The following is a 19052-nucleotide window of genomic DNA, read 5'->3' as shown; positions in this document are numbered from 1 at the left end:
GTCTGTTGTGGCCGGTCTAGACCATTGGCCGGCTTGGTTCAAGAAACAGGATTCCCGCGCCCTGGCCAGCCTGTTGATATAGGTCAATCCTTTTGCGTTTCCCCTAAAGCGCCGAGCCCGTCCGGCCGCTTGTCAGCGTCGCCGGTGCGCCGCTTGTCGGCGTCACCGGTGCGCCGCGAGCGCGACTGCGCCTTGCGCTTCTGCAGATTGGCGCGCAATTGCTCAGCAAGCCGGCTCTTGCGGTCGGCCTTTTTCGATGGGCTGTCCTTTTTCGAGGAACCGCCCTTGTCAGGTGGACCGCCCTCGTCCAGTGGAGTTGTCTTGTCGTTCATGGTTCCGTCCCGGCTGACGATTAGGGCGACGCGCGTCCGCTTGGACGCACAAAGTACGCTCTAACACTTTTGAATCTCCGCATCGTGCTTTCCGAAAACCGATTCCGATTTTCGGCCGCTGCGCCAGCCCGCTGTTCAGGGATAGCCAACATTGTGGCGCCGCCATGTCGGCAAAACCCGTCGGAGCGGGCTTTCACAGATGGCTTGCGCTTGGCCTTGCGCTTGCCGGTTCGATATGGCAGAAGCCCCGCCATCAGCGGCTGCGGTAGCTCAGTGGTAGAGCACTCCCTTGGTAAGGGAGAGGTCGAGAGTTCAATCCTCTCTCGCAGCACCAGCCGATCCCATTGAAATCGCTGAAGTGTTCTGCGACGAACCAGCCTGCAGCGACGGGAGCTGCCATTGCGCGCGGAAGGCGTAGACCGCGTGCTCGTGCCCCGACGACGATTTCAGGCTCTTCGTCCAAAAGCCCAATCAGCCAAACGATCGACCGAAACCACGCCGGCGCCGCGTGTCAATACGAGAAGAAGCAACGACGCCCACAGCAGGTGTTCGGCCCAGTTCTCGGGGAAAACGAAGATCTGGATAACCAATACGACGCCGAGCAGCATCAGCGCGCCGAGGCGCGAGAAAAGCCCCAGGAAGAGCAGCACCGAGCCGGCGATTTCGACGGTCGTCGCCAGGGGCGCGGCGATCGATGGATCAACGAACGGCAGATTGTATTCGTTGGCGAACAGCTGCAGCGTTACCGGCCAGGATGCGAGCTTCGTCTGAGCGGACTGCCAGAACACATGTGCGACTGCGATTCGGGAAGCGAGCTGAACCAGTGAAAGCGGAATGCGTTCGGGTAGTTTGATAATACGCCTGTAGAAGCCGACAAGGCCAGCCGGGGTGAACGAAGAATATTCTGGTATCGCAGTCATGACTGTCTCCATCAGTTTGCAAGGGGATGCGTCGGGATCCGGACATCTGTGACGAGCCCGTCGCCGAACAGACGCACGAGCGCGGACACGAGATCGAACGCCGGATCGAGAGCGAGGGCGCGGGTTGTGGCGTGTTCCAGGCCGAGGCCGTGCTTCAGGGAATGCCTAAACGCGAAATTCGCTCGATCAAGGAGAACCAGGCGGACACTCTCACCGGCCCGCCACAACGCCACGCGTTCGGGACGCCTTTCCCAGGCGCTGTGCCGGTCGACCGCCGTCTCCTGCTGATGGGCTGTCCATACGGACAGGATCGACCAGTGCGAAACGATCAGCCGCAGGGATGGCTGCAGCACGATATCGGGCGAAGGCCCCAGATCGGTGCCGTCATATTCCGAGAGGGGGCGGGGTGGATGCGAAGCCGCGTCGAGCGCTTCGGCAATGGCCCATTCGAGCCGCGCCGTTTCAGCCACGACCGGCATATCGGAAAGCGTGTCGATGGTTTTCAGGAAGCGTGGGAAGCCGGCGCCATAGCGCGCCAGCCGGGACTCCACCGGCGGATGGCGTCGAATGAACTCGCTCGCCACGAAACGAAAGAAGCGCTCGTCGACCAAGCGAACCGTGACGGGAAAGACCGCCATCAGCACTGCGGTAAGCGAACTGCGCGTGTTGTTCTGGTAGATACGCAGGCGGGCCAATGGATCGGCCTTGCCGGCGGTTAGCATTTTCGCGGTAACTATTGGCTCCATGGCGAGCACCGAGCGCGCCATGGTGGTCTGCAGGTGTTCAAGCGGCAGCATGGTATCCCCTCTCTATTGGCGGCATCGCCGCAGGCATGGCCGGTCCAGCCTTGGCGGCAGCAAATGCCGCAAGCACGGGCATGCCGCTCCTCATGTCACTTTCGAAGGGGAGGAGGTTGGATATCGGCCGGGGCTTGGCTGTCGTAGTTTGTCTCGCGGCCTGCTTGCGGTTAAACATGATCGAAGCGGAGAGCATGTCGGCCCACATGGCTTCGCCCAGCAGCACATCGAGAACCGGGACATCGGTATCCCATTCGATAAGCGTCGGGCGCGGTCCGAGCCGGTCTATGGCATGATGGTAGAGCGTCCAGACGACCGGCGGCACGCGTGAGCCATGATCGTCGATAAGCACGGTGTCGGCTCCGACCTGATTGGTCGCATGGCCGGCAAGGTGGATCTCGCCGATGGAATCGGCCGGCAGCGCGTCGATGAAGGCTTTTGCATCATATTGCAGGTTGTGCGCCGAAACCTGCACATTATTCACATCCAGGAGCAGGCCGCAGCCGGTCCGTGTCACGAGTTCGGCCAGGAACTCTGCCTCGTTCATCGAGGAATCTGCAAAGGCTAGATAGGCGGATAAGTTCTCGATGAGCACCTGTCGCTTTAACGCGTCCTGGACGGTCTCGACGTTGCGTGCCACCACCGCCAATGCCCCCTCGTCATAGCGCAGCGGCAGCAGGTCGTTGAGATAAGCCCCGTCGGCTACGCTCCAGGCGAGATGCTCCGAGACGAGATCTGGCTGGAAGCGCTCGCAGACCTTGCGCAGCCGCTCCAGATGATCGCGGTCCAATCCCTGTGCGCTGCCCAGTGACAGCCCAACGCCATGCACCGACAGCGGATAGATCTGGCGCAGCCTCTCCAGCGCCTCGACGCCGGCGCCGTCTCCCATATAGTTCTCGGCATGCACTTCGAGCCAGCCAGCGGAGGGCCTGCGGGTCAGCATCTCGCTGATGTGGGGAGAGCGAAGACCGATGCCCGCGGTTGCGGGGATCGCGAGGGGTTGAAACGCACGGCACATCGGTCTGCTCCCTTTCAAAGGGGTTGGCTCGAAGTCTGGATCGCTCAGGCTTTCGGCTTGTCGCTGCCGCCGGTGATCTTGGCGCAGCTGCCGGCAGGCAGGTAAAGCCAGGAATCCGGCTGGTTGTCGGCGGTCGCGGTGCCGGCACAGGAATGCGTTGCGGTCTGGCAGTCGTTCTGGCCGGCCTTGACGACGCCGTAGCATTTCTCGAAGGCGAAGTCGGGCTGGGCGGCGGGGCCGCTGTAGGCGGCCGTGGCGGCCAGCGAAGTGGCAGCCGCGAGGGCCGATCCAATGAGGGTTTTGGCGTTGATCACAGTCGTGTCTCCTGGTTGCGTTTCGAGGGAAAGACTGACCCTGCGGCCTGTCTGCAAGCAGTGTCCCTGATCAGACGGCCGAGCTGAAATGCTGTCTCGGCATGGATTTGATACGCGGTCACTATGCTGAAGGGGCCTCAAGCAAAAAAGCCCTCCGGCGGGGAACCGGAGGGCTTGGCGCCTGCATTCGTGAACAGGGCGAAGCAGGCGCGGCCAGGCGGGAGGGAGGCGCCTAGACGTATCGGTTTTTGTTATCGACGGCAGAGCGTTCGCCCACAAAGAGGTGATCGCCCAGAAGCCAATCATCGGCTCTTTCCCGCCCTCTGTCACGCATGTCGGTCAACTCACCCCAGTCGGTCCAGGGTCTCAAGAATAGCGCTGCGCCAGCCCGGTGCCGACCGTCGAAGATGGTGTGAATCTGTGTGGGCTTCATTGCACCATGACCGGCGGCGAGGCGACAAGCCCCGCACGGCGTCATGGACGTGGAGGGCTTGCTGGCGATGATTAGCCGATGACCGCCTTCAGCCGGCTGGACCGGTGGTAAACCCGAAAGGTCGCCGTCGCCCCAATAGGTGTCGCCGTCGATCTCCACGGCCGGGAAGAGGAATGGGATTGTGGCCGCCGCCACGATCGCGTCGATCGACAATTGATCGCTGGTGAAGGTCTTCACAGCATCGGTGCGGGCATTTGAAGCCAGGATGCTGAGTTTCACCGGGCAGCTATTCTTACGAATCTCCGCAATGTCGATTGACTGTTCCAGAATCGATCTCAGCGGACTGGCTGTATCGGCTGCGAACATCGATGCGTGACTGACGCGTCGCCAGAAGTTGGTAAGCGCCGTCCGTGCGCCACGCCGATCGCCCAGAGCAAGGCCATAGGCCAGAACCGCCGCCTCCATCGCACCGAAACCGGACGCAGTGATGTTGCCGAAGCAAAGGCCGTGCTTATCCAACAGGCGGTCGAGCACGCCCCAGACAAATGCACCGTGTGCGTCGCTTGTCAGGACAATGTCGATGAGTTGCCCGTCGTCCACCGCAGGTCTTGCGGCGGCAATGACGGCGTTGTTGTTTTCAGTTCCGGTCTGGACATGCATCTTTTGGTCTCCATCCCAAAAACGCCGGCCAGGGCGTCATATGGAGAGACTGCCGCATCATCCCCTCAGGGCGAAATGCCAAGGTAGCATGAACTCCATAGGCAGATTGCATTGGCTGCAATTCCGCGCGGCAAGGTTCGTCCAAGCAGGCAAGACAACGCGATCTTGTCCGATCTGACACCGGCGCCCCGACGACGGCTTGAACAACTTCCAGCGTATAGAGGGTGCGTCATGAGAATTCGAACTATCTGGCTGGCGGCGATTGCCATCGGTCTTCTTGCCGGGGTGGCTTCTGCAGACCCCTTCAGCGACCTGGCGGCGTTGCCCACCTTCTATACGGAAGCGGGGTGAAGACGATGAAACCGATGACCGGTTCAAGAAGGGCTTGGTCCGCCATGCCAAAGCACAATCGAGTCACGATGACCAAGGCCTGCAACGCCCCGGCAATGAGCAAGCCCCATGGCGCATTCTGCGCCAACATCCTGGCGTTCGGCGGCGCCAATTAGCGGTTGTGCCGCCAAGCATCCATGGGATGCAGAAGCGGCATAAACTCCATACGCAGATGGCATTGGCGGGTTGGCGGTCGATTGCAGCAACGTTTCGTCTCGGCAAGCAGGAACCGCAGGTTTTTCGATTGCTGTCGATCATTACCGCGGCCGTCGATGGGACGATCGCCCAACCTCAGAGAAGGATCATGCCATGAATATCAAAGCTATCTGCCTCAGCGCCTTTGCCCTTTCCATTCTCGGCAGCGTCGCGTTTGCCGGGGCGCTCGACGAACCATCCAACATGCAGCCGTTTTACGCCGATGCGGGCATGAAGACGATGAAGTCGGACAGAGAGTTCAAAGCAGCCTGGAATGCGATGTCGAAGGATAAGCGGAACGCGATGAAGAAGGAATGCAACGACGCGGCGATGAGCAAGCCGTATGCCGAGTTTTGCGTCAAGGTCCATCAGCTTGGCGGCAACAGCTAATCGCTGCTTGACCTATTTCGCCGCAATAAGAGCATGATGGCGAGCAAATGCTCGCCATCATTGTTTTTAGGTCAGCCTGAGCGACGCTTTAGCCGTAGCGAAGCGATCCGCACCTTGACCTCAGAAGGCATCATGACGGGCCGTTATCGACTTTATAGCGGCAGCGCATTGGCACGACGGGACGCTTTGCGGCAGGCTCCGAAGCCAGCATATGAACCGTATGCAGTTCGGGGACAATCGGCATGGACATTCATCACATCCGCTATTTTCTTGCTGTCTGCGAGACACGGAATTTCACGCGCGCTGGCGAAAAATGCAATGTCACTCAACCGGCGCTGTCGCGCGCCATCCAGCAGCTTGAGGAAGAGGTCGGCGGCTTGCTTTTTCGCCGCGAGCGAAACCTCACCCATCTCACGGATCTAGGTGCTCTGCTGCGACCCCGTTTCCAGCAGATCCTCGACGAACTGACCGGCGTTCGGCAAGAGGCATCAAGGTTTCTCTGTCTGGAAAATGCGAACCTCAAGGTTGGTGTCATGTGCACCATCGGCCCGCGCCGGTTCACCGGGCTGCTGGCCGACTTCAACAGACGTCAGCGGGGGATCCAGCTCCAACTGGTAGAGGGCGTGCCGGCATCGCTTTCCCAACTGCTCGAATCAGGCGAGATCGACGTCGCCATCATGGCATCGAGCGACAGTTTTCCGGAGCGCTTCCACGTGACGCCGCTTTATCGCGAGCGCTTCGTCCTGGCATTTCCCAACGGCCATAGATTGGCCCGCAACGACAATGTTTCCATTTCCGAACTCGACGGTGAAAACTATCTCAGGCGTCTCAACTGCGAGTATCGCGATCATCTTGCCGGCCTGTGCAACGATCGGGGGGTGAAGCTTAGGATCTCCTATGCCAGCGAGCGCGAGGACTGGATCCAGAACCTGGTTTCCGGAGGGCTCGGAATCTGCTTCATCCCTGAGTTCAGCGCGGTGATCCCGGGCTTGGAGGTCCGGCCCGTCATCGACCCCGAAGTCTGGCGGGAGGTATCCCTCGTCGTTGTGGCGGGACGTCGGTTCTCGCCCGCGGCATTGGCCTTCGTAAACAGCGTGAAGGCGCATGGCTGGCCGGAAAGTGCGATACCTTTGGCACCCCGCAAGACAGCGGCCTAAAGCATAGTCGAAGAGTTTCCATTCTCGCGGCATGCTTTTCCCGCGCCTCCTATGTGTCGGCACGAGTGGATTACCATAGTTTTCAGGTATCGAATTGAGAGCCAGGCAGCATTTCTCTTTCTTTGCGGATCTCGTCACTCTCCTCCTCATGCCCCGCCTCCCGCGTTTGGGCACCGACAAAGGAGAAACAAGATATGGCTTCCAAAGCAATCGCATTCAGCGCGCCACTCAACGTGGCGCTAGCGCTCGGCCTTCTTTCCGCAACCGCGGCGTTTTCCGTCGCACCGGCTTTTGCAGGAGACTGCCCAGCCGGACACGCCGCGACCGTTGACATCCAGGAGCATCCCAGCAAGCCGGTTGGCGTTACCGATGATGTCCTTTCAGCCATCGATCTGAGCCCGAAGGGCGAGGCCTGGAAAGGTAACATGCTGCGCCTGCGCAAGCTCGTCGTGCAGCCGGGGGGTGTCGTGCCCTGGCATGAGCACACCGTTCGTCCGGCCAACATCCTCGTCGTCGAGGGTTCGATCACCGAATATAGCAGCACCTGCAAGGTGGGGATCGAGCATTCGGCTGGCGACGTGAGCGTCGAATTCGGCCAGCTCGCTCATTGGTGGAAGAACAACGGCAAGGTCCCGGCGGTGCTCTATTCGGCCGACATCCTGCCGCCGGAAATGCGCGAAGATCACACGATGTGAGCCACGCGTTGCGGTGACCGTTTCCCAGCATCAGCAACTGAAAGCGCGTCCTCAGGCAGTCACCTGGGGACGTGTCGCCAAGGAGCCTCGTTATGGTGACAACGACGGAACAGACTTCCTCGACGCGGCTCCACATGGTTGCCGCGGACAGCTGGCGCTTCGGCATGATCGCTGTGATCGCCTTCCTGACACTTGTCGATCTCTTCGCCACCCAGGCAATCCTGCCTTCCCTGGTGGTAAAGTTCGGTGTCAGCCGCGCCACGATGGGCTTTGCTGTAAATGCCAGCACTTTCGGCATGGCTGTGGCCGGCATTGCGGTGGCGCTTTTTGGCAGGAACCTCGATCGCCGCAACGGCATCTGGATCAGCCTTGCGGTGCTGGCGATACCGACTACGCTTTTGTCACAGACAGACAGCATCGTCGTCTTTGCCCTGTTGCGTGTCGTCCAGGGCTTGTGCATGTCGACCGCGTTCACGCTGACGATGGCCTACCTGGCCGAGCATTTTTCTGCGCGGCAGACGACAGGTGCGCTTGCGGCCTATGTAACCGGCAATGTTGCCAGTAACTTCTTCGGACGGCTCATGTCGGCCGCCGTCGCCGATACGTTTGGCATCTCCACCAATTTCCTGACGTTCGCCGCCCTCAATCTGATTGGCGCGGCACTTGTCTGGTTCACGCTGCAGAAGACATCCGCAATGATGCGCGCCGACGCGATAGGCGAGCCTGCCCGCGCGGCCTGGAAGAGCCCGCTGAAGAACGCCGAGCTGCGCGCCTGTTTCGCGATCGGCTTCCTGATCCTCTTCGTCTTCATAGGCACTTTCACCTATGTCAACTTCCAGCTCGTCGCTGCCCCGCTATCGCTGTCGCCGATGGCGTTGGGACTGGTGTATTTCGTCTTCCTGCCTTCCATGCTGACCACGCCGCTCGCCGGGCGGGTCGCTGCCGGCCTCGGCCCAAGGATCGGCATCGATGCGACGCTTGCGCTGGCGATCCTGGGTTTGCTTCTGCTGCTCACGAGCCGCCTTCCCATTGTTCTCGGCGGGATGGCGCTGGTCGCCATTGGCACCTTCCTGGCGCAGGCAATAGCGACAGGACACGTCAGCCGGACCGCCTCGCGCGACCGCGCCGCCGCAAGCGGCATCTACCTTGCTTCCTACTATGCAGGCGGGCTCGCCGGCAGCTTCGTCATTGGACAAATCTACGACCGGATCGGCTGGACCGCATGCGTGGCCGTGCTCGCCGCAGTCCTCGCCGGCGCGATCGCGGTCGCGCGGTCGTTGAAGTCGCCGACCGCCTGACGATCGGGAATTCGTCGACTGCAAGGCGACTAATCTAAGGCGGGAATGAATAAGGATATCAATGTAATAGCCAAAATCCATGCAACCCACAAAACCAAAGGAGACTGATATGACCACCTACCTGAAAACCTTGATTGGCTGCGCCGCCATGCTGATGGCGATCGTCGTCCCGGCTGCCGCTTCGGATGGCGTCGTCACGGTGAAGAGCGACTATTCCATCGCGGAGACAGTTGCCCGCATCAAAAAGGACGTCCTCAAGAAGGGCATCAAGTTTTTTGGCGTCATCGACCAGGCAAGCCTTGGCCAGAACGCCGGCAATGATGTCAGGCCGTCGCGGCTGGTGATGTTTGGCAATCCGGCGCTCGGCACGACCTTCATCACGTCCAATCCGCAAGCCGGTCTCGACTGGCCGGTGCGCGTGCTGGTCTACCAGGCCGCAGATGGTTCAGTTTATGCCGCCTACAGCGATTTCGACTGGATCGCCAAGCGGCATGGAATTACCGACCGCGCGCCGCAGTTCAAGATGGCGACCGAGGTCATTCAGTCCGTGACCTCGACGATCAGAAAGAACTGAGGGTGGACATGTGCCAGAGAGCCGCCGCCCGGGCATGCGAGGCCGGCGCCGAGCTGATGATCTGACCGTCGGCTATCGAATCCATGTCTCAACGGCATTTCCGCTGCTTCGAGCGGTTCGCCATACTTGCTCCAGAACTCAAGACTGGGCGCGGAAGCCCGTTGCTCGCAGCCGTTTGCCGGCACTTCCGGTCGCAGCTCCAACCGAAGGAAACAACGATGCTCAGAGGAAAGACAGCACTCATCACAGGCTCGACGAGCGGCATCGGCCAAGGCATCGCCGAGGCCTTTGCGGCCAAGGGCTGCAATATTGTGCTCAACGGTTTCGGCGATGCCAAAGAGATCGAGAAATTACGCGCCAGGATTGCTGCCGACCATAGGGTCACCGTTCGCTACGACAATGCTGACATGAGCAAGGGCGGGGCGATCACCGCGATGATGGACAAGGCAATCGCCGAGTTCGGCGCCGTCGACATCCTCGTCAACAATGCCGGCATTCAGCATGTCGCGCCGATCGACGACTTTCCGATCGAGAAATGGGAGGCGGTCGTGGCGATCGATCTGATGTCGTCGTTCTACACGATCCGGCGCGCCCTACAGGCGATGAAGGAGCGCAAATGGGGCCGCATCATCAACGTTGCGTCCGCTCACGCCCTTGTCGCCTCGCCATTCAAGTCCGCCTATGTCGCCGCCAAGCATGGGGTCGCCGGCTTGACCAAAACGGTCGCGCTGGAAGTCGCCGAGCAGGGCATCACCGTCAATGCGGTTTGCCCCGGATACGTCCTCACCCCGCTGGTCGAGAAGCAGATACCGGACACAGCCAAGGCCCGCGGCATCACCGAGCAGCAGGTCATCAAGGACGTGCTTCTGGCGGCCCAGCCGACCAAGCAGTTCGTGACCGTGGCCGAGGTTGCGGCGCTCTGCGTGTTCCTGGCTTCGGATGACGCCGCCTCGATCACCGGTGCGATCATGCCGATCGAAGGCGGCTGGACCGCCCATTGAATGCGGCAACGAGGAGCGAAAAGACAATGAACAAGATCACGCAAAATCCTTCGACGTCGGAACCTGCGCCGGAGGCCGGCCGTGTGGCCGATGGTTCCATCCAGCGCCAGACCGTGTTGGTCCTCCAGGGCGGTGGCGCCCTCGGAGCCTATCAGGCCGGTGTGTATCAGGCGCTCGTTGAAGGCGGGATTGAACCGGATTGGGTCATCGGCACCTCGATCGGCGCCATCAACGCGGCATTGATTGCCGGAAACGAGCCGCAAGACCGCCTGCCGAGGCTGCGCGAGTTCTGGGACGGCGTCAGCCGAAGCAGCCCGTTCGATGAGTTTTTCCGGATGATGGTTCCAAGCAACATCTTTGCCAACATGGGCACGGTGATGCACGGCATACCGGGGTTCTTCGAACCGAACCCAAGCGCCATGTTCGGGGTGAATCGCGAAGTTGGTGTGGAGAATGCATCCTACTACACCACCGATCCGCTCAAAAGGACTCTGAGCAACCTGATCGACTTCGATTATCTCAATCGGCGCCACACGCGGCTGACGGTCGGCGCGGTGAACGTCAACAACAGCGAGCTCAAATATTTCGACAGCCGCGAGATGACGCTGTCGCCAGCGCACATCATGGCATCGGGCGCCTTGCCCCCGGCGTTTCCGGCGGTTTGCATCGACGGCGAGCCCTATTGGGACGGCGGCATCTATTCCAACACCCCCATTGAAGTCGTGCTCGATGCCCGGCCGCGGCGCGATGCGCTGATCTTTGCCGTCAACATGTGGCAGCCCCGCGCCACCGAGCCGAAATCGATCTGGCAGGTGATGGGGCGGCAAAAGGACCTTCAATACGCCAGCCGAGGCCGGAGCCACGTGGCCCGGCAGGAGCAACTGCATCGTCTTCGGCACGTCGTTCGCGAAATGGGAAAGCTGGTCCCCGAGGAGCGGCGCGAGGATCCGATGTTCAAGGAACTCGCGTCCTACGGCTGCCCTTCGGTCATGCACCTGGTTCGGCTGCTTTCACCGCGCCTCGATGGCGAGGACCACACCAAGGACATCGACTTCACGCGGGCAGGCATCCGCACGCGCTGGCAGGCAGGATACGACCATGGCGAGCGCGTGCTCTCGGAGAGGCCGTGGGAATGCGACGTCGACATGCTGCAAGGCATCGTCATCCACGAATCGCAAGAGTGATTTTTCAAGCGCGGCGAGACCGAGGAAAGTGACGGAGAATACCAATGCAGATCATCACTCCGGGAATACGACTGGTTCCGGAAGCCGTGCTCGCCAACAACGCCGCGCTGTTCCGCACGATACCGGAGACACCATCCCATGCGGATAGCTCGCTGCATCGCGTGGTCATCGTTGGTGGCGGTGCGGGTGGACTGGAACTGGCGACCCGCCTCGGCCGCAAGTTCGGCAAGCGTCGGCTTTCCGTCACGCTCGTCGACCGCAATCGCACCCATGTCTGGAAACCGCTTCTGCACGAGGTCGCCTCAGGTGCACTGAGCGCATCCAACGATGCGGTGGAATACATCGCCCATGCCAGTCGCCACCACTATCGATACCGAATCGGCGAGGTCGTCGGCATCGACCGCACCAGGCGCCAGGTCTTTGTCGCGCCAAGCTTCGATGACGATGGCAGGCAGATCATACCGCCACGTGTGCTGGGCTACGACACGCTGGTGCTGGCCGTCGGCAGCGTCAGCAACGATTTCGGCACGCCAGGGGCGGCCCGTCACGCAATCGCGCTCGACACGGCCGATCAGGCCGCCCGGTTCAACAAGCGCATGATAGACGCCTGCCTGCGCGCCAATGCGCAATACGAGCAGCTGTCGCCAGGCCAGCTCCATTGCGTCATCGTCGGTGCCGGAGCGACCGGCGTGGAGCTGGCCGCGGAGTTGCACAAGTCGATGCGGGAAATTGCGTCGCACAACCTCGACAACATCGATTTCGAAAGACTGATCCGCATCACCATCGTCGAGGCGGGGCCGCGCATCTTGCCGGCTTTGCCGGAACACCTCGCACGCGCTTCAGCACGCTTGCTTGTCGATTTGGGCGTCCAGATACGGTGTGGGACCAAGGTCACCGAAGTGACTGAGGACGGCGTCAGGCTTGGCGAGAAGCTGTTTGTGCCGGCCGAACTCGTCGTCTGGTCCGCCGGGATCAAGGCGCCGGATTTCCTGAAAAAACTCGATGGCCTCGAGACTGACCGCATCAACCGCCTGGTTGTGGATGAGACATTGCAAACCAAGGGCGACGAAAACGTATTTGCGATCGGCGACTGCGCGAGCTGTGTCCTGCCCAATGAGGACAATCCCTTGCCGCCGCGCGCCCAGACAGCCCATCAGCAGGCTGATCATCTGGTCAAGGTGATTGCCGCGCGTCTCAAGGGACGGGCCGCACCGACATTCCGTTACCGCGACTACGGATCCCTTGTTTCGCTTGCCGACTACGGCTCGTTCGGCAACCTGATTGGCGGACTTAGGATTGAAGGTCTGCTCGCCCGGCTGATGTATCGCTCGCTCTACAAGCTGCATTGCAAGGCTGTGCACGGGACCTTGAAGACCGCACTGGACACGATCGCCGGGATGCTGGTGCGTCACACCAAACCCCGAGTCAAACTGCATTGAATCCCGGGAGAGCAAGACGGTGGAAAAATATGATGTGGTGATCCTCGGCGGCGGCAATGCCGGGATGGGTGTGACGGTGCCCACGCGCGCTGCCGGGATGTCGGTGGCCATGATAGAGGCACGCGACCTCGGCGGCACTTGCCCCAATCGTGGCTGCACGCCGAAGAAGGTCCTCGTCGCGGCGGCCCACGCGCTCCATGAGATCGAACAGGCCGATCGGCACGGGATCACGGTCGATACGCCGAGGATCGACTGGCGAGCCCTGATCGACCGTGAAAAGGATATGATCAGGGACATTCCCTCCCGCCTGTCCGGATTGATGGCCGAGCGCGGCGTCGATGTCATCGTCGGCGAGGCCGTGTTCATCGGCAGCAATACCATCAGCGTCGCCGGTCGCGAGCTTGAAGCCAGGAACATCGTCATCGCAACCGGTTCGAAGCCGCGTTCACTGCCAATTCCAGGCGCCGAGCACCTGACCATTTCGGACGATGTCCTGAACGACCCGGTGCTGCCCCGCGCGGTGGTGTTCGTCGGCGGCGGCGTCATTGCCTTCGAACTGGGCCACGTTTATGCGCGCGCCGGCGTCGACGTGACGATCCTCGAAGCACTGCCGCATCTGCTCGGAGGTTTCGACGCCGATGCCGTTGCCCGGATCCGTGGCGCGAGCGAAGGCATAGGCATTCGTATCCGCACACTGGCCTGGGTCAAGAGGATCGATAAGGTCGACGGGCGGTTGCGCGTCACCTTTGTGGCGGATGGCGTCGAGTGCGCCGTGGATGCGGACAGGGTTGTGAATTGCGCCGGACGTGTCGCCAACGTCGAGGGGCTCGATCTCGGCGCCGGCGTCATCGCGCATCGCGAAGGCCGCATCGAGATCGATGATTATCTGCGCTCGCGTTCCAATCCTGACGTCTACGTATGCGGCGATGCGGTGTGGAATTCTCCGCAGCTTTCGCCAGTAGCGACCTATGAGGGCGGCATCGTCGGCCGAAACATCGTCGATGGGCCGGGACACCGGCCGGACTATAGCCAGATACCGGCGTGTCTCTACACGGTCCCCGCCCTGGCCAGCGTCGGGCTGACCGAGGCCAAAGCGAAAGAGCAAGGCGTTGGCGTCAGGGTCCATGTGAACGACATGCAGGGCTGGCTATCCGCGAGGACCTATGCCGAGACCGTCGCGTGGTCGAAGGTCATTGTCGAGGAGACCGCGGACAGGATCGTCGGCGCCCACATGGTGGGCCATGCCGGCGAAGAGCTGATCCATCTTTTCGCGCTTGCCATGAAACACGGCATCACGGCATCGCAGCTATCGGACATGGTCTACGGCTTCCCTACTTTCGCCTCGGATGTCAGGAACATGATGTAACGAATTGAGCGGAGGCAGCGAACAGAATATGAACCTCGCTTGTGCTCGATGCACGCAGGACATCGAATCCATGCAAGAAAAGCATGGCCGTGGCCGATGGGTTTCGATGATAGGCTGCATGCAAGCTATGAAAGAGCAGAAATGGCCGCCGACGACCAGACAATGACACTTGAACAGTCCGTGCAGGCTGCCGTCGAACTCGATGCGCCGTTGAGTGAGCGGCTGGAGGTGGTCGCAAGGGCTGTTCGCCGCCTCAACGGCGATTTTGCCGATGCGGTCGACCGCCTGGTGTCACGCCTGCAGGACCAGGGGGCAGGGGCGATGGCGCCGGCGCCTGGCGATCTCATGCCAGCCTTCCTCCTGCCTGACGACAGCGGCAAACTGATCGGATTGGCGGACCTACTGAAGCAGGGGCCGGCAGTAATAATCTTCCAGCGGGGTCACTGGTGCCCCTATTGCCGCTTGAATGCGATCGGGATCGTAGAGGTCCAGGAGGAGATTGCCGCACTGGGTGGCCAAGTGGCGGTGATCATGCCCGAACGACGCAAATTTGCGAAGGCGATGAAGGCTACGGTAGGTGCCCAGTTTCCATTCCTGACCGACATGGACAATGGCTATGCGCTCTCACTCAACCTCGCTATCTGGGTCGGGGCTGAAATGGAACGGTTGATGGGAGTTGGTTATGATCTCCCTAGCTATCAGGGCAACAGCAGCTGGTTCCTGCCGATCCCGGCGACTTTCATCGTGGGCACGGACGGGCGGATTACAGAGCGCTTCGTCGATCCAGACTACCGCCGGCGAATGGACATCGACGACCTGATTATGGCGCTCAGGCGGGCTCGCTAACGCCAAATGGCGACCAGTCCGTCGATCGCAACAGGTTGAGCAGCGTCGTGGCGACTGGCGAACGATGCCGGCCGGCGACCGCGTATACGGCGACCACGCGCGAAATGTCGACATCCCGCAGCTTGAGTCTGCGGACACTCGACGACCGCGGCGCTGTCGTGGAGACGAAGCCCACACCGGCGTTGGCCTCCAGCAGCGCCAGTAGGTCGTGGTCAGTCTCGACCTCATGGGCGGCCTGAGCCGTGAACCCTTTCGCAGCGAGGCGACGCGACAGCTCCTCGCTTGTTTCCCAATCGATCCGGCTGAGCACCGGTTCTCCGGCAAGCTGATCGAGCGCAACGTCGGATTCGTTGCGACGGGCGAGCGGATGATCGGAATTCACCACCAGCTCGATCTCCTCCTGGAAGAGCGGCCAAGTGTCGAGCCGATCCCAAGCCGCCCCCAGCGGGCCGGCCACCGCCAGCTCGACGTCACCATTCTTGAGCGCATCGACGACAGCGGTCGGCGAACCGCGACTGATCTTGAGATGCACACCGGGATAAGCCCGAAAAAGCTCCGTAAACGGCGAAACCAGCAGCGCTATGTTCACGCTGTTGGAAATGGTGACATTAAGCGGTGCCACGTCGCTGCTTTGCACTGCTTTGGCGAGTGATTTGGCGGACGTGGCGGCATCATAACATTGCTGCAGCAAAGGCAGCATGCGCCGGCCCAGTTCGGTCAGGTGAGAATGCTGGCGCTCGCGCCGAAGGAGCTCTCCACCCAGCTCGTCCTCAAGTGTCTTGATGGCGCGCGTCAATGCCGGTTGCGTAACGTTGCACTCTTCCGCCGCCCTGGTGAAGTTCAACGTGCTGGACAGGGCCAGAAAATAGCGGACCTGCTGCATTTCCATGAACCTTCGCCCCCCTCAGCGAAATCCGATTCGTCAGCAATAGCTAATTTGCGCCTATGCTAACGCAACAAGGGGCCGAGGCAAAGGCAGGAGCACGTTTCCTCAGATGTTGGCCGATTTCGACTTACTGATTGAGATCATTTAGATGTTTGTCACAATGTTACAAAGTTCATTGCAAGTTATTGATTTCATTGACACGAATTAGAGTTCAATCCTCTCTCGCAGCACCAGTTACCAAGGCTATCTAGAAGGGCTTCGATGCCGCGCTGTGCCCAGCTGCGCAGGGTTGCGCGCCCCGGTTGTGGCACAAATCCGGCTCAGTATGTCCGCTAGGTTTCTGCCGCTGAAGAAGCGAGCGCGCAGGGATGCGCAAAGGGGTCGGATCGACTGCTGTCGGGGCCGTGTCTCTGTTTTAAGCTCGGCCGCGGGTGGCGAAGGTTTTGCCAATCGCACGTTTGAAGCCTATGCTTCGATATCGGCCGCCAGTGCTTCGGATGCAGCCGACAGTGAGAGGGTACGTGCTCTTGCCCGTCCGGGAGAGAGCCGTGCCCCAGTCCCTTCCTCGCAATCATGTATTGAAAGCCCTCTCCCCGGGGGATTTCGCGCTGTTACGGCCGTCAATGCATCGTGTCGAACTTGGAATCAAAGCCCAACTGGAGGTTGCATATCAGCCGATCAAGCATGTGTATTTTCCAGAGATTGGTATCGCTTCCGTGGTCGCCACCATGACTGGAGGGCGGCAGAGTGAAGTCGGGATCGTTGGCTATGATGGGATGACTGGCGTTGCCGTCATTCTCGGCCAAGACAGCTCTCCCAATGAGACCTATATCCAAGTCGCAGGCAATGGCTGGTGCCTGCCGGTTGAAAATCTTCGTCCTGTGATTGCAGAAAGCCAGTCCCTTCGCGCGTCGCTGCTTCGCTATGCCCACGCCTTCCTTGTCCAGTCGTCCCGGACGGCACTCGTCAACGGCCATTCCAAGATCGAGGAACGGCTGGCCCGCTGGTTGCTGATGGTCCACGACCGGACCGAAGGAAATAAAATCAACCTGACGCATGAATTTCTGGCGACCATGCTCGGCGCTCGGCGCCCCGGGGTTACCACCGCCCTCCAAATGCTAGAATATCGCGGGCTGGTTCACGCCAGGCGCGGCGAGATCACGATCGTCGACCGGGCCGGAATGATAAAGCTCACACATGGCGCCTATGGCGACGAGGAGCAACGTCACTTCGGCTAATGCATGTCGCGCAAAAGTGTGCAGCGGTTTTGCGATAACGACATGCATAAAAACAACAACCTAAAGCGCGTCGCATGAGGCCGGTCAAACGCGACGCGCTTTAGCCTCGGCCTGATTGTCCGATATCAGACATAAGCTTGAAGGCCGCCGCATGTTAGACGAAAGTCGTATTGGCTGGCAGGGAGGAACTGTTGATGAGCAACACTTTTCACACAGTCACGGTTGAAGGGGCGGCGGAGGCCTATGTCCTTTCCAGAGGCAAGGCTCGGTATCTCTCGATCGCACAGGCGATCCGCGCCATTCGAACACTCATGCCGGCTTGCAAGGCCACTAACCACGAGTTGGAGGAGATGCTGGCGGCAGCATGCGTGGTTCACGGCGTGCCCGTCGCCTTCGACGCCAAAACAGCCGACGGCCTAGAACCACGGCTCCATTCGTAGGCCGGAAATGTCCGCGCCGATGCAGAAGCCAAATTCATTGGATGTTCGGCAAGCGATTGTCCGCTACCTGATCGATAATGTCGACAAGCCGAGCGTTTCGATATTCGAAGTGACCAGCGCCGTGAGGAAGATGTTTCCACTTTGCGAACTCACGGATTGGCAAATTGGCGATCTCATTGCGCGAAGCGCCATCGATGCGGGATTTGCGATCGATTTCGATGCGGCCCCCTAGACGCCTGTAGCAGCAGTGTGGCGTTACGGTTTCGCGCAGTCGCCTCGGTCTCTTACGGCGGAACTAAGCTGGTAGCGCACATCGTTCGGGACGATGGGTCGCAGGTTCACAGCCTGCCATTTCGGATCAGCGAACGCGCCCGCTCACGGCTTGGTTTCTTCCTGAGGAGGCGCGTTTGGAACCGGACAATCAGGGTGGGGCCATTTTTCACACGGAGAAGGCTTGTCGCTAGCGTCGCCATAACGTTCCACGAGTTTTGCGAATCCGTAGGCGAAGGCGGCAAGAAGCGCCAGGATAACCACTATTCGAGCGGCCATACGGGATTGTAGCAGGATCCCGCTTAGGATTGACCCCAGCACCAGTTCGCGCTCTGCAGCCTACCCGTCACTTTTTTGCGAAACTTGTTTGTCCCAAGCATAGTAGTAGGCGGCCATGATGCAGGGCAGCCCGATACCGATCAACAAAACAAACCGACCCCACCATTCAGTGGAACCAAGAATTGCTCCGCACCGTTCAGGTGGTAAGCAACCCGTGGCGGCAGCAATCAAGCACCGCAGCTGAAGGTTGCTCGGAGGCTAACATGGGAAAGCAACTTACATCGGCTACGGCAGGCATCCTTCTGCTCGTTGGTGTCAGCGCCGCCGCCGCTCAGGACGTCATTATTCAACCCGAGCAGGACGTTGTGATCCGCGAATACGTGAAAAAGAAACCGGTGGCATCACTCAGCCTTCCCGGCGTGGAGCTCAACATCGGCACAGCTTTGCCCGAAACAGTCGAGCTTTACGAGGTGCCGGACGTTCAGTACCGCTACGTCGTCATCGACGGCCGAACCGTCCTGGTCGATCCAGGTACCCGCAAGATTGTGAAGGTCTACGACTGACGTGACCCCTCACGCTGAAGCCCGTCATGCCGAAAGGTGCGGCGGGCCGGCGCCTTCTCAGGCTCGGCTTGGATCTCTTCCGTGACGACTTCGAAGCGTGCGAGCCGCGAAAAGACCGAAGCTCGTTGAGACGGGCGACGTCCTTCGCCATCAAGATTCTGCCTATGCGAGGCTGGTTATGCCGTGCATCAAAGGTGAACCAATGACCGCTGAGATAGGCTTGCAACCGTGCGTTGAAATCCATGGGATATGGCATCGGTATGCCGATGTCGCCGAGATAGCCGGTGCAGTATCGCGCCGGAATGTGCATGCAACGGCAGCGTGATTGCCAGATGTGCAAAATCATGACCGACGCCGGCGAGCAAAC

22 protein-coding genes, 1 tRNA gene and 1 pseudogene are annotated in these 19052 nt (G+C 60.4%); 16 read left to right on the top strand and 8 right to left on the bottom strand.

The window, feature by feature from the left end; translation table 11 throughout:
* Positions 1 to 83: 83 nt before the first annotated feature.
* Complete coding sequence (locus AC0L3L_RS15460) at positions 84 to 332, bottom strand: hypothetical protein (RefSeq protein WP_473638217.1); 249 nt, start codon at positions 330 to 332, stop codon at positions 84 to 86.
* Between the two features lie 259 nt (positions 333 to 591).
* On the opposite strand from AC0L3L_RS15460, the gene AC0L3L_RS15455 reads away from it, so the two are divergent.
* Positions 592 to 666 (top strand) — tRNA-Thr (locus tag AC0L3L_RS15455).
* A gap of 112 nt (positions 667 to 778) precedes the next feature.
* Here AC0L3L_RS15455 and AC0L3L_RS15450 read toward each other — a convergent pair.
* The 5 genes from AC0L3L_RS15450 to AC0L3L_RS15430 all read right to left on the bottom strand — a co-directional run bounded on the left by AC0L3L_RS15450 (position 779) and on the right by AC0L3L_RS15430 (position 4474).
* Positions 779 to 1252: a DoxX family protein gene (locus AC0L3L_RS15450; RefSeq protein ID WP_473638216.1), complete on the bottom strand. Its 474-nt coding sequence runs from the start codon at positions 1250 to 1252 to the stop codon at positions 779 to 781.
* Between the two features lie 11 nt (positions 1253 to 1263).
* Positions 1264 to 2049: an HvfC/BufC family peptide modification chaperone gene (locus AC0L3L_RS15445; RefSeq protein WP_473638215.1), complete on the bottom strand. Its 786-nt coding sequence runs from the start codon at positions 2047 to 2049 to the stop codon at positions 1264 to 1266.
* Positions 2036 to 3067, bottom strand: coding sequence for an MNIO family bufferin maturase (gene bufB / locus AC0L3L_RS15440; RefSeq protein WP_473488546.1), 1032 nt, complete (start codon positions 3065 to 3067; stop codon positions 2036 to 2038). The genes AC0L3L_RS15445 and bufB overlap by 14 nt, the downstream gene beginning before the upstream one ends.
* Positions 3068 to 3111: 44 nt before the next feature.
* Positions 3112 to 3381: a BufA1 family periplasmic bufferin-type metallophore gene (locus AC0L3L_RS15435; RefSeq protein WP_473638214.1), complete on the bottom strand. Its 270-nt coding sequence runs from the start codon at positions 3379 to 3381 to the stop codon at positions 3112 to 3114.
* Positions 3382 to 3613: 232 nt separating this feature from the next.
* Entirely contained in the window at positions 3614 to 4474 is an 861-nt protein-coding gene (locus AC0L3L_RS15430) for a patatin-like phospholipase family protein (RefSeq protein WP_473638213.1), read from the bottom strand.
* A gap of 356 nt (positions 4475 to 4830) precedes the next feature.
* On the opposite strand from AC0L3L_RS15430, the gene AC0L3L_RS15425 reads away from it, so the two are divergent.
* The 11 genes from AC0L3L_RS15425 to AC0L3L_RS15375 all read left to right on the top strand — a co-directional run bounded on the left by AC0L3L_RS15425 (position 4831) and on the right by AC0L3L_RS15375 (position 15009).
* Positions 4831 to 4980 carry a hypothetical protein gene (locus AC0L3L_RS15425; protein WP_473638212.1) on the top strand — a complete coding sequence of 50 codons (150 nt, stop codon included), beginning with the start codon at positions 4831 to 4833 and terminating at the stop codon, positions 4978 to 4980.
* A gap of 70 nt (positions 4981 to 5050) precedes the next feature.
* Positions 5051 to 5449, top strand: coding sequence for a hypothetical protein (locus AC0L3L_RS15420; RefSeq protein WP_473638211.1), 399 nt, complete (start codon positions 5051 to 5053; stop codon positions 5447 to 5449).
* Positions 5450 to 5691: 242 nt separating this feature from the next.
* On the top strand, positions 5692 to 6606 hold the full coding sequence (locus AC0L3L_RS15415; protein ID WP_473638210.1) for a LysR family transcriptional regulator: 915 nt from the start codon (positions 5692 to 5694) through the stop codon (positions 6604 to 6606).
* Positions 6607 to 6800: 194 nt separating this feature from the next.
* Positions 6801 to 7301, top strand: coding sequence for a cupin domain-containing protein (locus AC0L3L_RS15410; RefSeq protein WP_473638209.1), 501 nt, complete (start codon positions 6801 to 6803; stop codon positions 7299 to 7301).
* 92 nt (positions 7302 to 7393) lie between these two features.
* The gene (locus tag AC0L3L_RS15405) at positions 7394 to 8599 is read left to right on the top strand and encodes an MFS transporter (protein WP_473638208.1); all 1206 of its coding nucleotides are present in this window, start codon (positions 7394 to 7396) and stop codon (positions 8597 to 8599) included.
* Between the two features lie 109 nt (positions 8600 to 8708).
* Positions 8709 to 9173 (top strand): DUF302 domain-containing protein, encoded by a 465-nt coding sequence (locus AC0L3L_RS15400; protein ID WP_123146630.1) that lies wholly within the window; start codon positions 8709 to 8711, stop codon positions 9171 to 9173.
* 218 nt (positions 9174 to 9391) lie between these two features.
* Entirely contained in the window at positions 9392 to 10174 is a 783-nt protein-coding gene (locus tag AC0L3L_RS15395) for a 3-hydroxybutyrate dehydrogenase (protein WP_128169136.1), read from the top strand.
* Positions 10175 to 10200: 26 nt separating this feature from the next.
* Positions 10201 to 11358 carry a patatin-like phospholipase family protein gene (locus AC0L3L_RS15390; RefSeq protein ID WP_473528175.1) on the top strand — a complete coding sequence of 386 codons (1158 nt, stop codon included), beginning with the start codon at positions 10201 to 10203 and terminating at the stop codon, positions 11356 to 11358.
* A 44-nt stretch (positions 11359 to 11402) separates the two neighbouring features.
* Complete coding sequence (locus AC0L3L_RS15385) at positions 11403 to 12797, top strand: NAD(P)/FAD-dependent oxidoreductase (RefSeq protein WP_473638207.1); 1395 nt, start codon at positions 11403 to 11405, stop codon at positions 12795 to 12797.
* 19 nt (positions 12798 to 12816) lie between these two features.
* Positions 12817 to 14163: a dihydrolipoyl dehydrogenase family protein gene (locus AC0L3L_RS15380; RefSeq protein ID WP_473638206.1), complete on the top strand. Its 1347-nt coding sequence runs from the start codon at positions 12817 to 12819 to the stop codon at positions 14161 to 14163.
* A gap of 141 nt (positions 14164 to 14304) precedes the next feature.
* Positions 14305 to 15009, top strand: a complete 705-nt coding sequence (locus AC0L3L_RS15375) for a peroxiredoxin-like family protein (RefSeq protein ID WP_473638205.1) — start codon at positions 14305 to 14307, stop codon at positions 15007 to 15009.
* On the opposite strand, the gene AC0L3L_RS15370 is transcribed toward AC0L3L_RS15375, so the two are convergent.
* Positions 14993 to 15898, bottom strand: coding sequence for a LysR family transcriptional regulator (locus AC0L3L_RS15370; protein WP_192358417.1), 906 nt, complete (start codon positions 15896 to 15898; stop codon positions 14993 to 14995). The two genes, AC0L3L_RS15375 and AC0L3L_RS15370, sit on opposite strands and share 17 nt — an antisense overlap.
* 545 nt (positions 15899 to 16443) lie before the next feature.
* On the opposite strand from AC0L3L_RS15370, the gene AC0L3L_RS15365 reads away from it, so the two are divergent.
* From AC0L3L_RS15365 to AC0L3L_RS15350, 4 genes are all read left to right on the top strand, one after another.
* The gene (locus AC0L3L_RS15365; protein WP_473638204.1) at positions 16444 to 17133 is read left to right on the top strand and encodes a Crp/Fnr family transcriptional regulator; all 690 of its coding nucleotides are present in this window, start codon (positions 16444 to 16446) and stop codon (positions 17131 to 17133) included.
* Between the two features lie 194 nt (positions 17134 to 17327).
* Positions 17328 to 17573, top strand: coding sequence for a hypothetical protein (locus AC0L3L_RS15360; protein WP_352952673.1), 246 nt, complete (start codon positions 17328 to 17330; stop codon positions 17571 to 17573).
* 7 nt (positions 17574 to 17580) lie between these two features.
* Entirely contained in the window at positions 17581 to 17805 is a 225-nt protein-coding gene (locus AC0L3L_RS15355; RefSeq protein WP_473488572.1) for a hypothetical protein, read from the top strand.
* A gap of 580 nt (positions 17806 to 18385) precedes the next feature.
* The gene (locus AC0L3L_RS15350; RefSeq protein WP_473638202.1) at positions 18386 to 18685 is read left to right on the top strand and encodes a DUF1236 domain-containing protein; all 300 of its coding nucleotides are present in this window, start codon (positions 18386 to 18388) and stop codon (positions 18683 to 18685) included.
* Here AC0L3L_RS15350 and AC0L3L_RS15345 read toward each other — a convergent pair.
* A pseudogene (locus AC0L3L_RS15345) lies at positions 18676 to 19041 on the bottom strand (transglutaminase-like domain-containing protein); the annotation flags it as partial. The gene AC0L3L_RS15350 and the pseudogene AC0L3L_RS15345 sit on opposite strands and share 10 nt — an antisense overlap.
* Between the last annotated feature and the right edge of the window lie 11 nt (positions 19042 to 19052).

The organism is Mesorhizobium sp. WSM4849 (assembly GCF_055811385.1).
Note: the sequence above shows the minus strand (reverse complement) of the source record. Positions and strands in the feature narration are given on the sequence as shown.

What these genes read in the sequence shown, in the direction of transcription:
- AC0L3L_RS15460 (WP_473638217.1), bottom strand. Translation starts at nt 332, where the DNA reads ATGAACGACAAGACAACTCCACTGGACGAGGGCGGTCCACCTGACAAG.
- AC0L3L_RS15450 (WP_473638216.1), bottom strand. Translation starts at nt 1,252, where the DNA reads ATGACTGCGATACCAGAATATTCTTCGTTCACCCCGGCTGGCCTTGTC.
- AC0L3L_RS15445 (WP_473638215.1), bottom strand. Translation starts at nt 2,049, where the DNA reads ATGCTGCCGCTTGAACACCTGCAGACCACCATGGCGCGCTCGGTGCTC.
- bufB (WP_473488546.1), bottom strand. Translation starts at nt 3,067, where the DNA reads ATGTGCCGTGCGTTTCAACCCCTCGCGATCCCCGCAACCGCGGGCATC.
- AC0L3L_RS15430 (WP_473638213.1), bottom strand. Translation starts at nt 4,474, where the DNA reads ATGCATGTCCAGACCGGAACTGAAAACAACAACGCCGTCATTGCCGCC.
- AC0L3L_RS15425 (WP_473638212.1), top strand. Translation starts at nt 4,831, where the DNA reads ATGAAACCGATGACCGGTTCAAGAAGGGCTTGGTCCGCCATGCCAAAG.
- AC0L3L_RS15415 (WP_473638210.1), top strand. Translation starts at nt 5,692, where the DNA reads ATGGACATTCATCACATCCGCTATTTTCTTGCTGTCTGCGAGACACGG.
- AC0L3L_RS15410 (WP_473638209.1), top strand. Translation starts at nt 6,801, where the DNA reads ATGGCTTCCAAAGCAATCGCATTCAGCGCGCCACTCAACGTGGCGCTA.
- AC0L3L_RS15405 (WP_473638208.1), top strand. Translation starts at nt 7,394, where the DNA reads ATGGTGACAACGACGGAACAGACTTCCTCGACGCGGCTCCACATGGTT.
- AC0L3L_RS15400 (WP_123146630.1), top strand. Translation starts at nt 8,709, where the DNA reads ATGACCACCTACCTGAAAACCTTGATTGGCTGCGCCGCCATGCTGATG.
- AC0L3L_RS15395 (WP_128169136.1), top strand. Translation starts at nt 9,392, where the DNA reads ATGCTCAGAGGAAAGACAGCACTCATCACAGGCTCGACGAGCGGCATC.
- AC0L3L_RS15390 (WP_473528175.1), top strand. Translation starts at nt 10,201, where the DNA reads ATGAACAAGATCACGCAAAATCCTTCGACGTCGGAACCTGCGCCGGAG.
- AC0L3L_RS15385 (WP_473638207.1), top strand. Translation starts at nt 11,403, where the DNA reads ATGCAGATCATCACTCCGGGAATACGACTGGTTCCGGAAGCCGTGCTC.
- AC0L3L_RS15375 (WP_473638205.1), top strand. Translation starts at nt 14,305, where the DNA reads ATGGCCGCCGACGACCAGACAATGACACTTGAACAGTCCGTGCAGGCT.
- AC0L3L_RS15370 (WP_192358417.1), bottom strand. Translation starts at nt 15,898, where the DNA reads ATGGAAATGCAGCAGGTCCGCTATTTTCTGGCCCTGTCCAGCACGTTG.
- AC0L3L_RS15360 (WP_352952673.1), top strand. Translation starts at nt 17,328, where the DNA reads ATGAGCAACACTTTTCACACAGTCACGGTTGAAGGGGCGGCGGAGGCC.
- AC0L3L_RS15355 (WP_473488572.1), top strand. Translation starts at nt 17,581, where the DNA reads ATGTCCGCGCCGATGCAGAAGCCAAATTCATTGGATGTTCGGCAAGCG.
- AC0L3L_RS15350 (WP_473638202.1), top strand. Translation starts at nt 18,386, where the DNA reads ATGGGAAAGCAACTTACATCGGCTACGGCAGGCATCCTTCTGCTCGTT.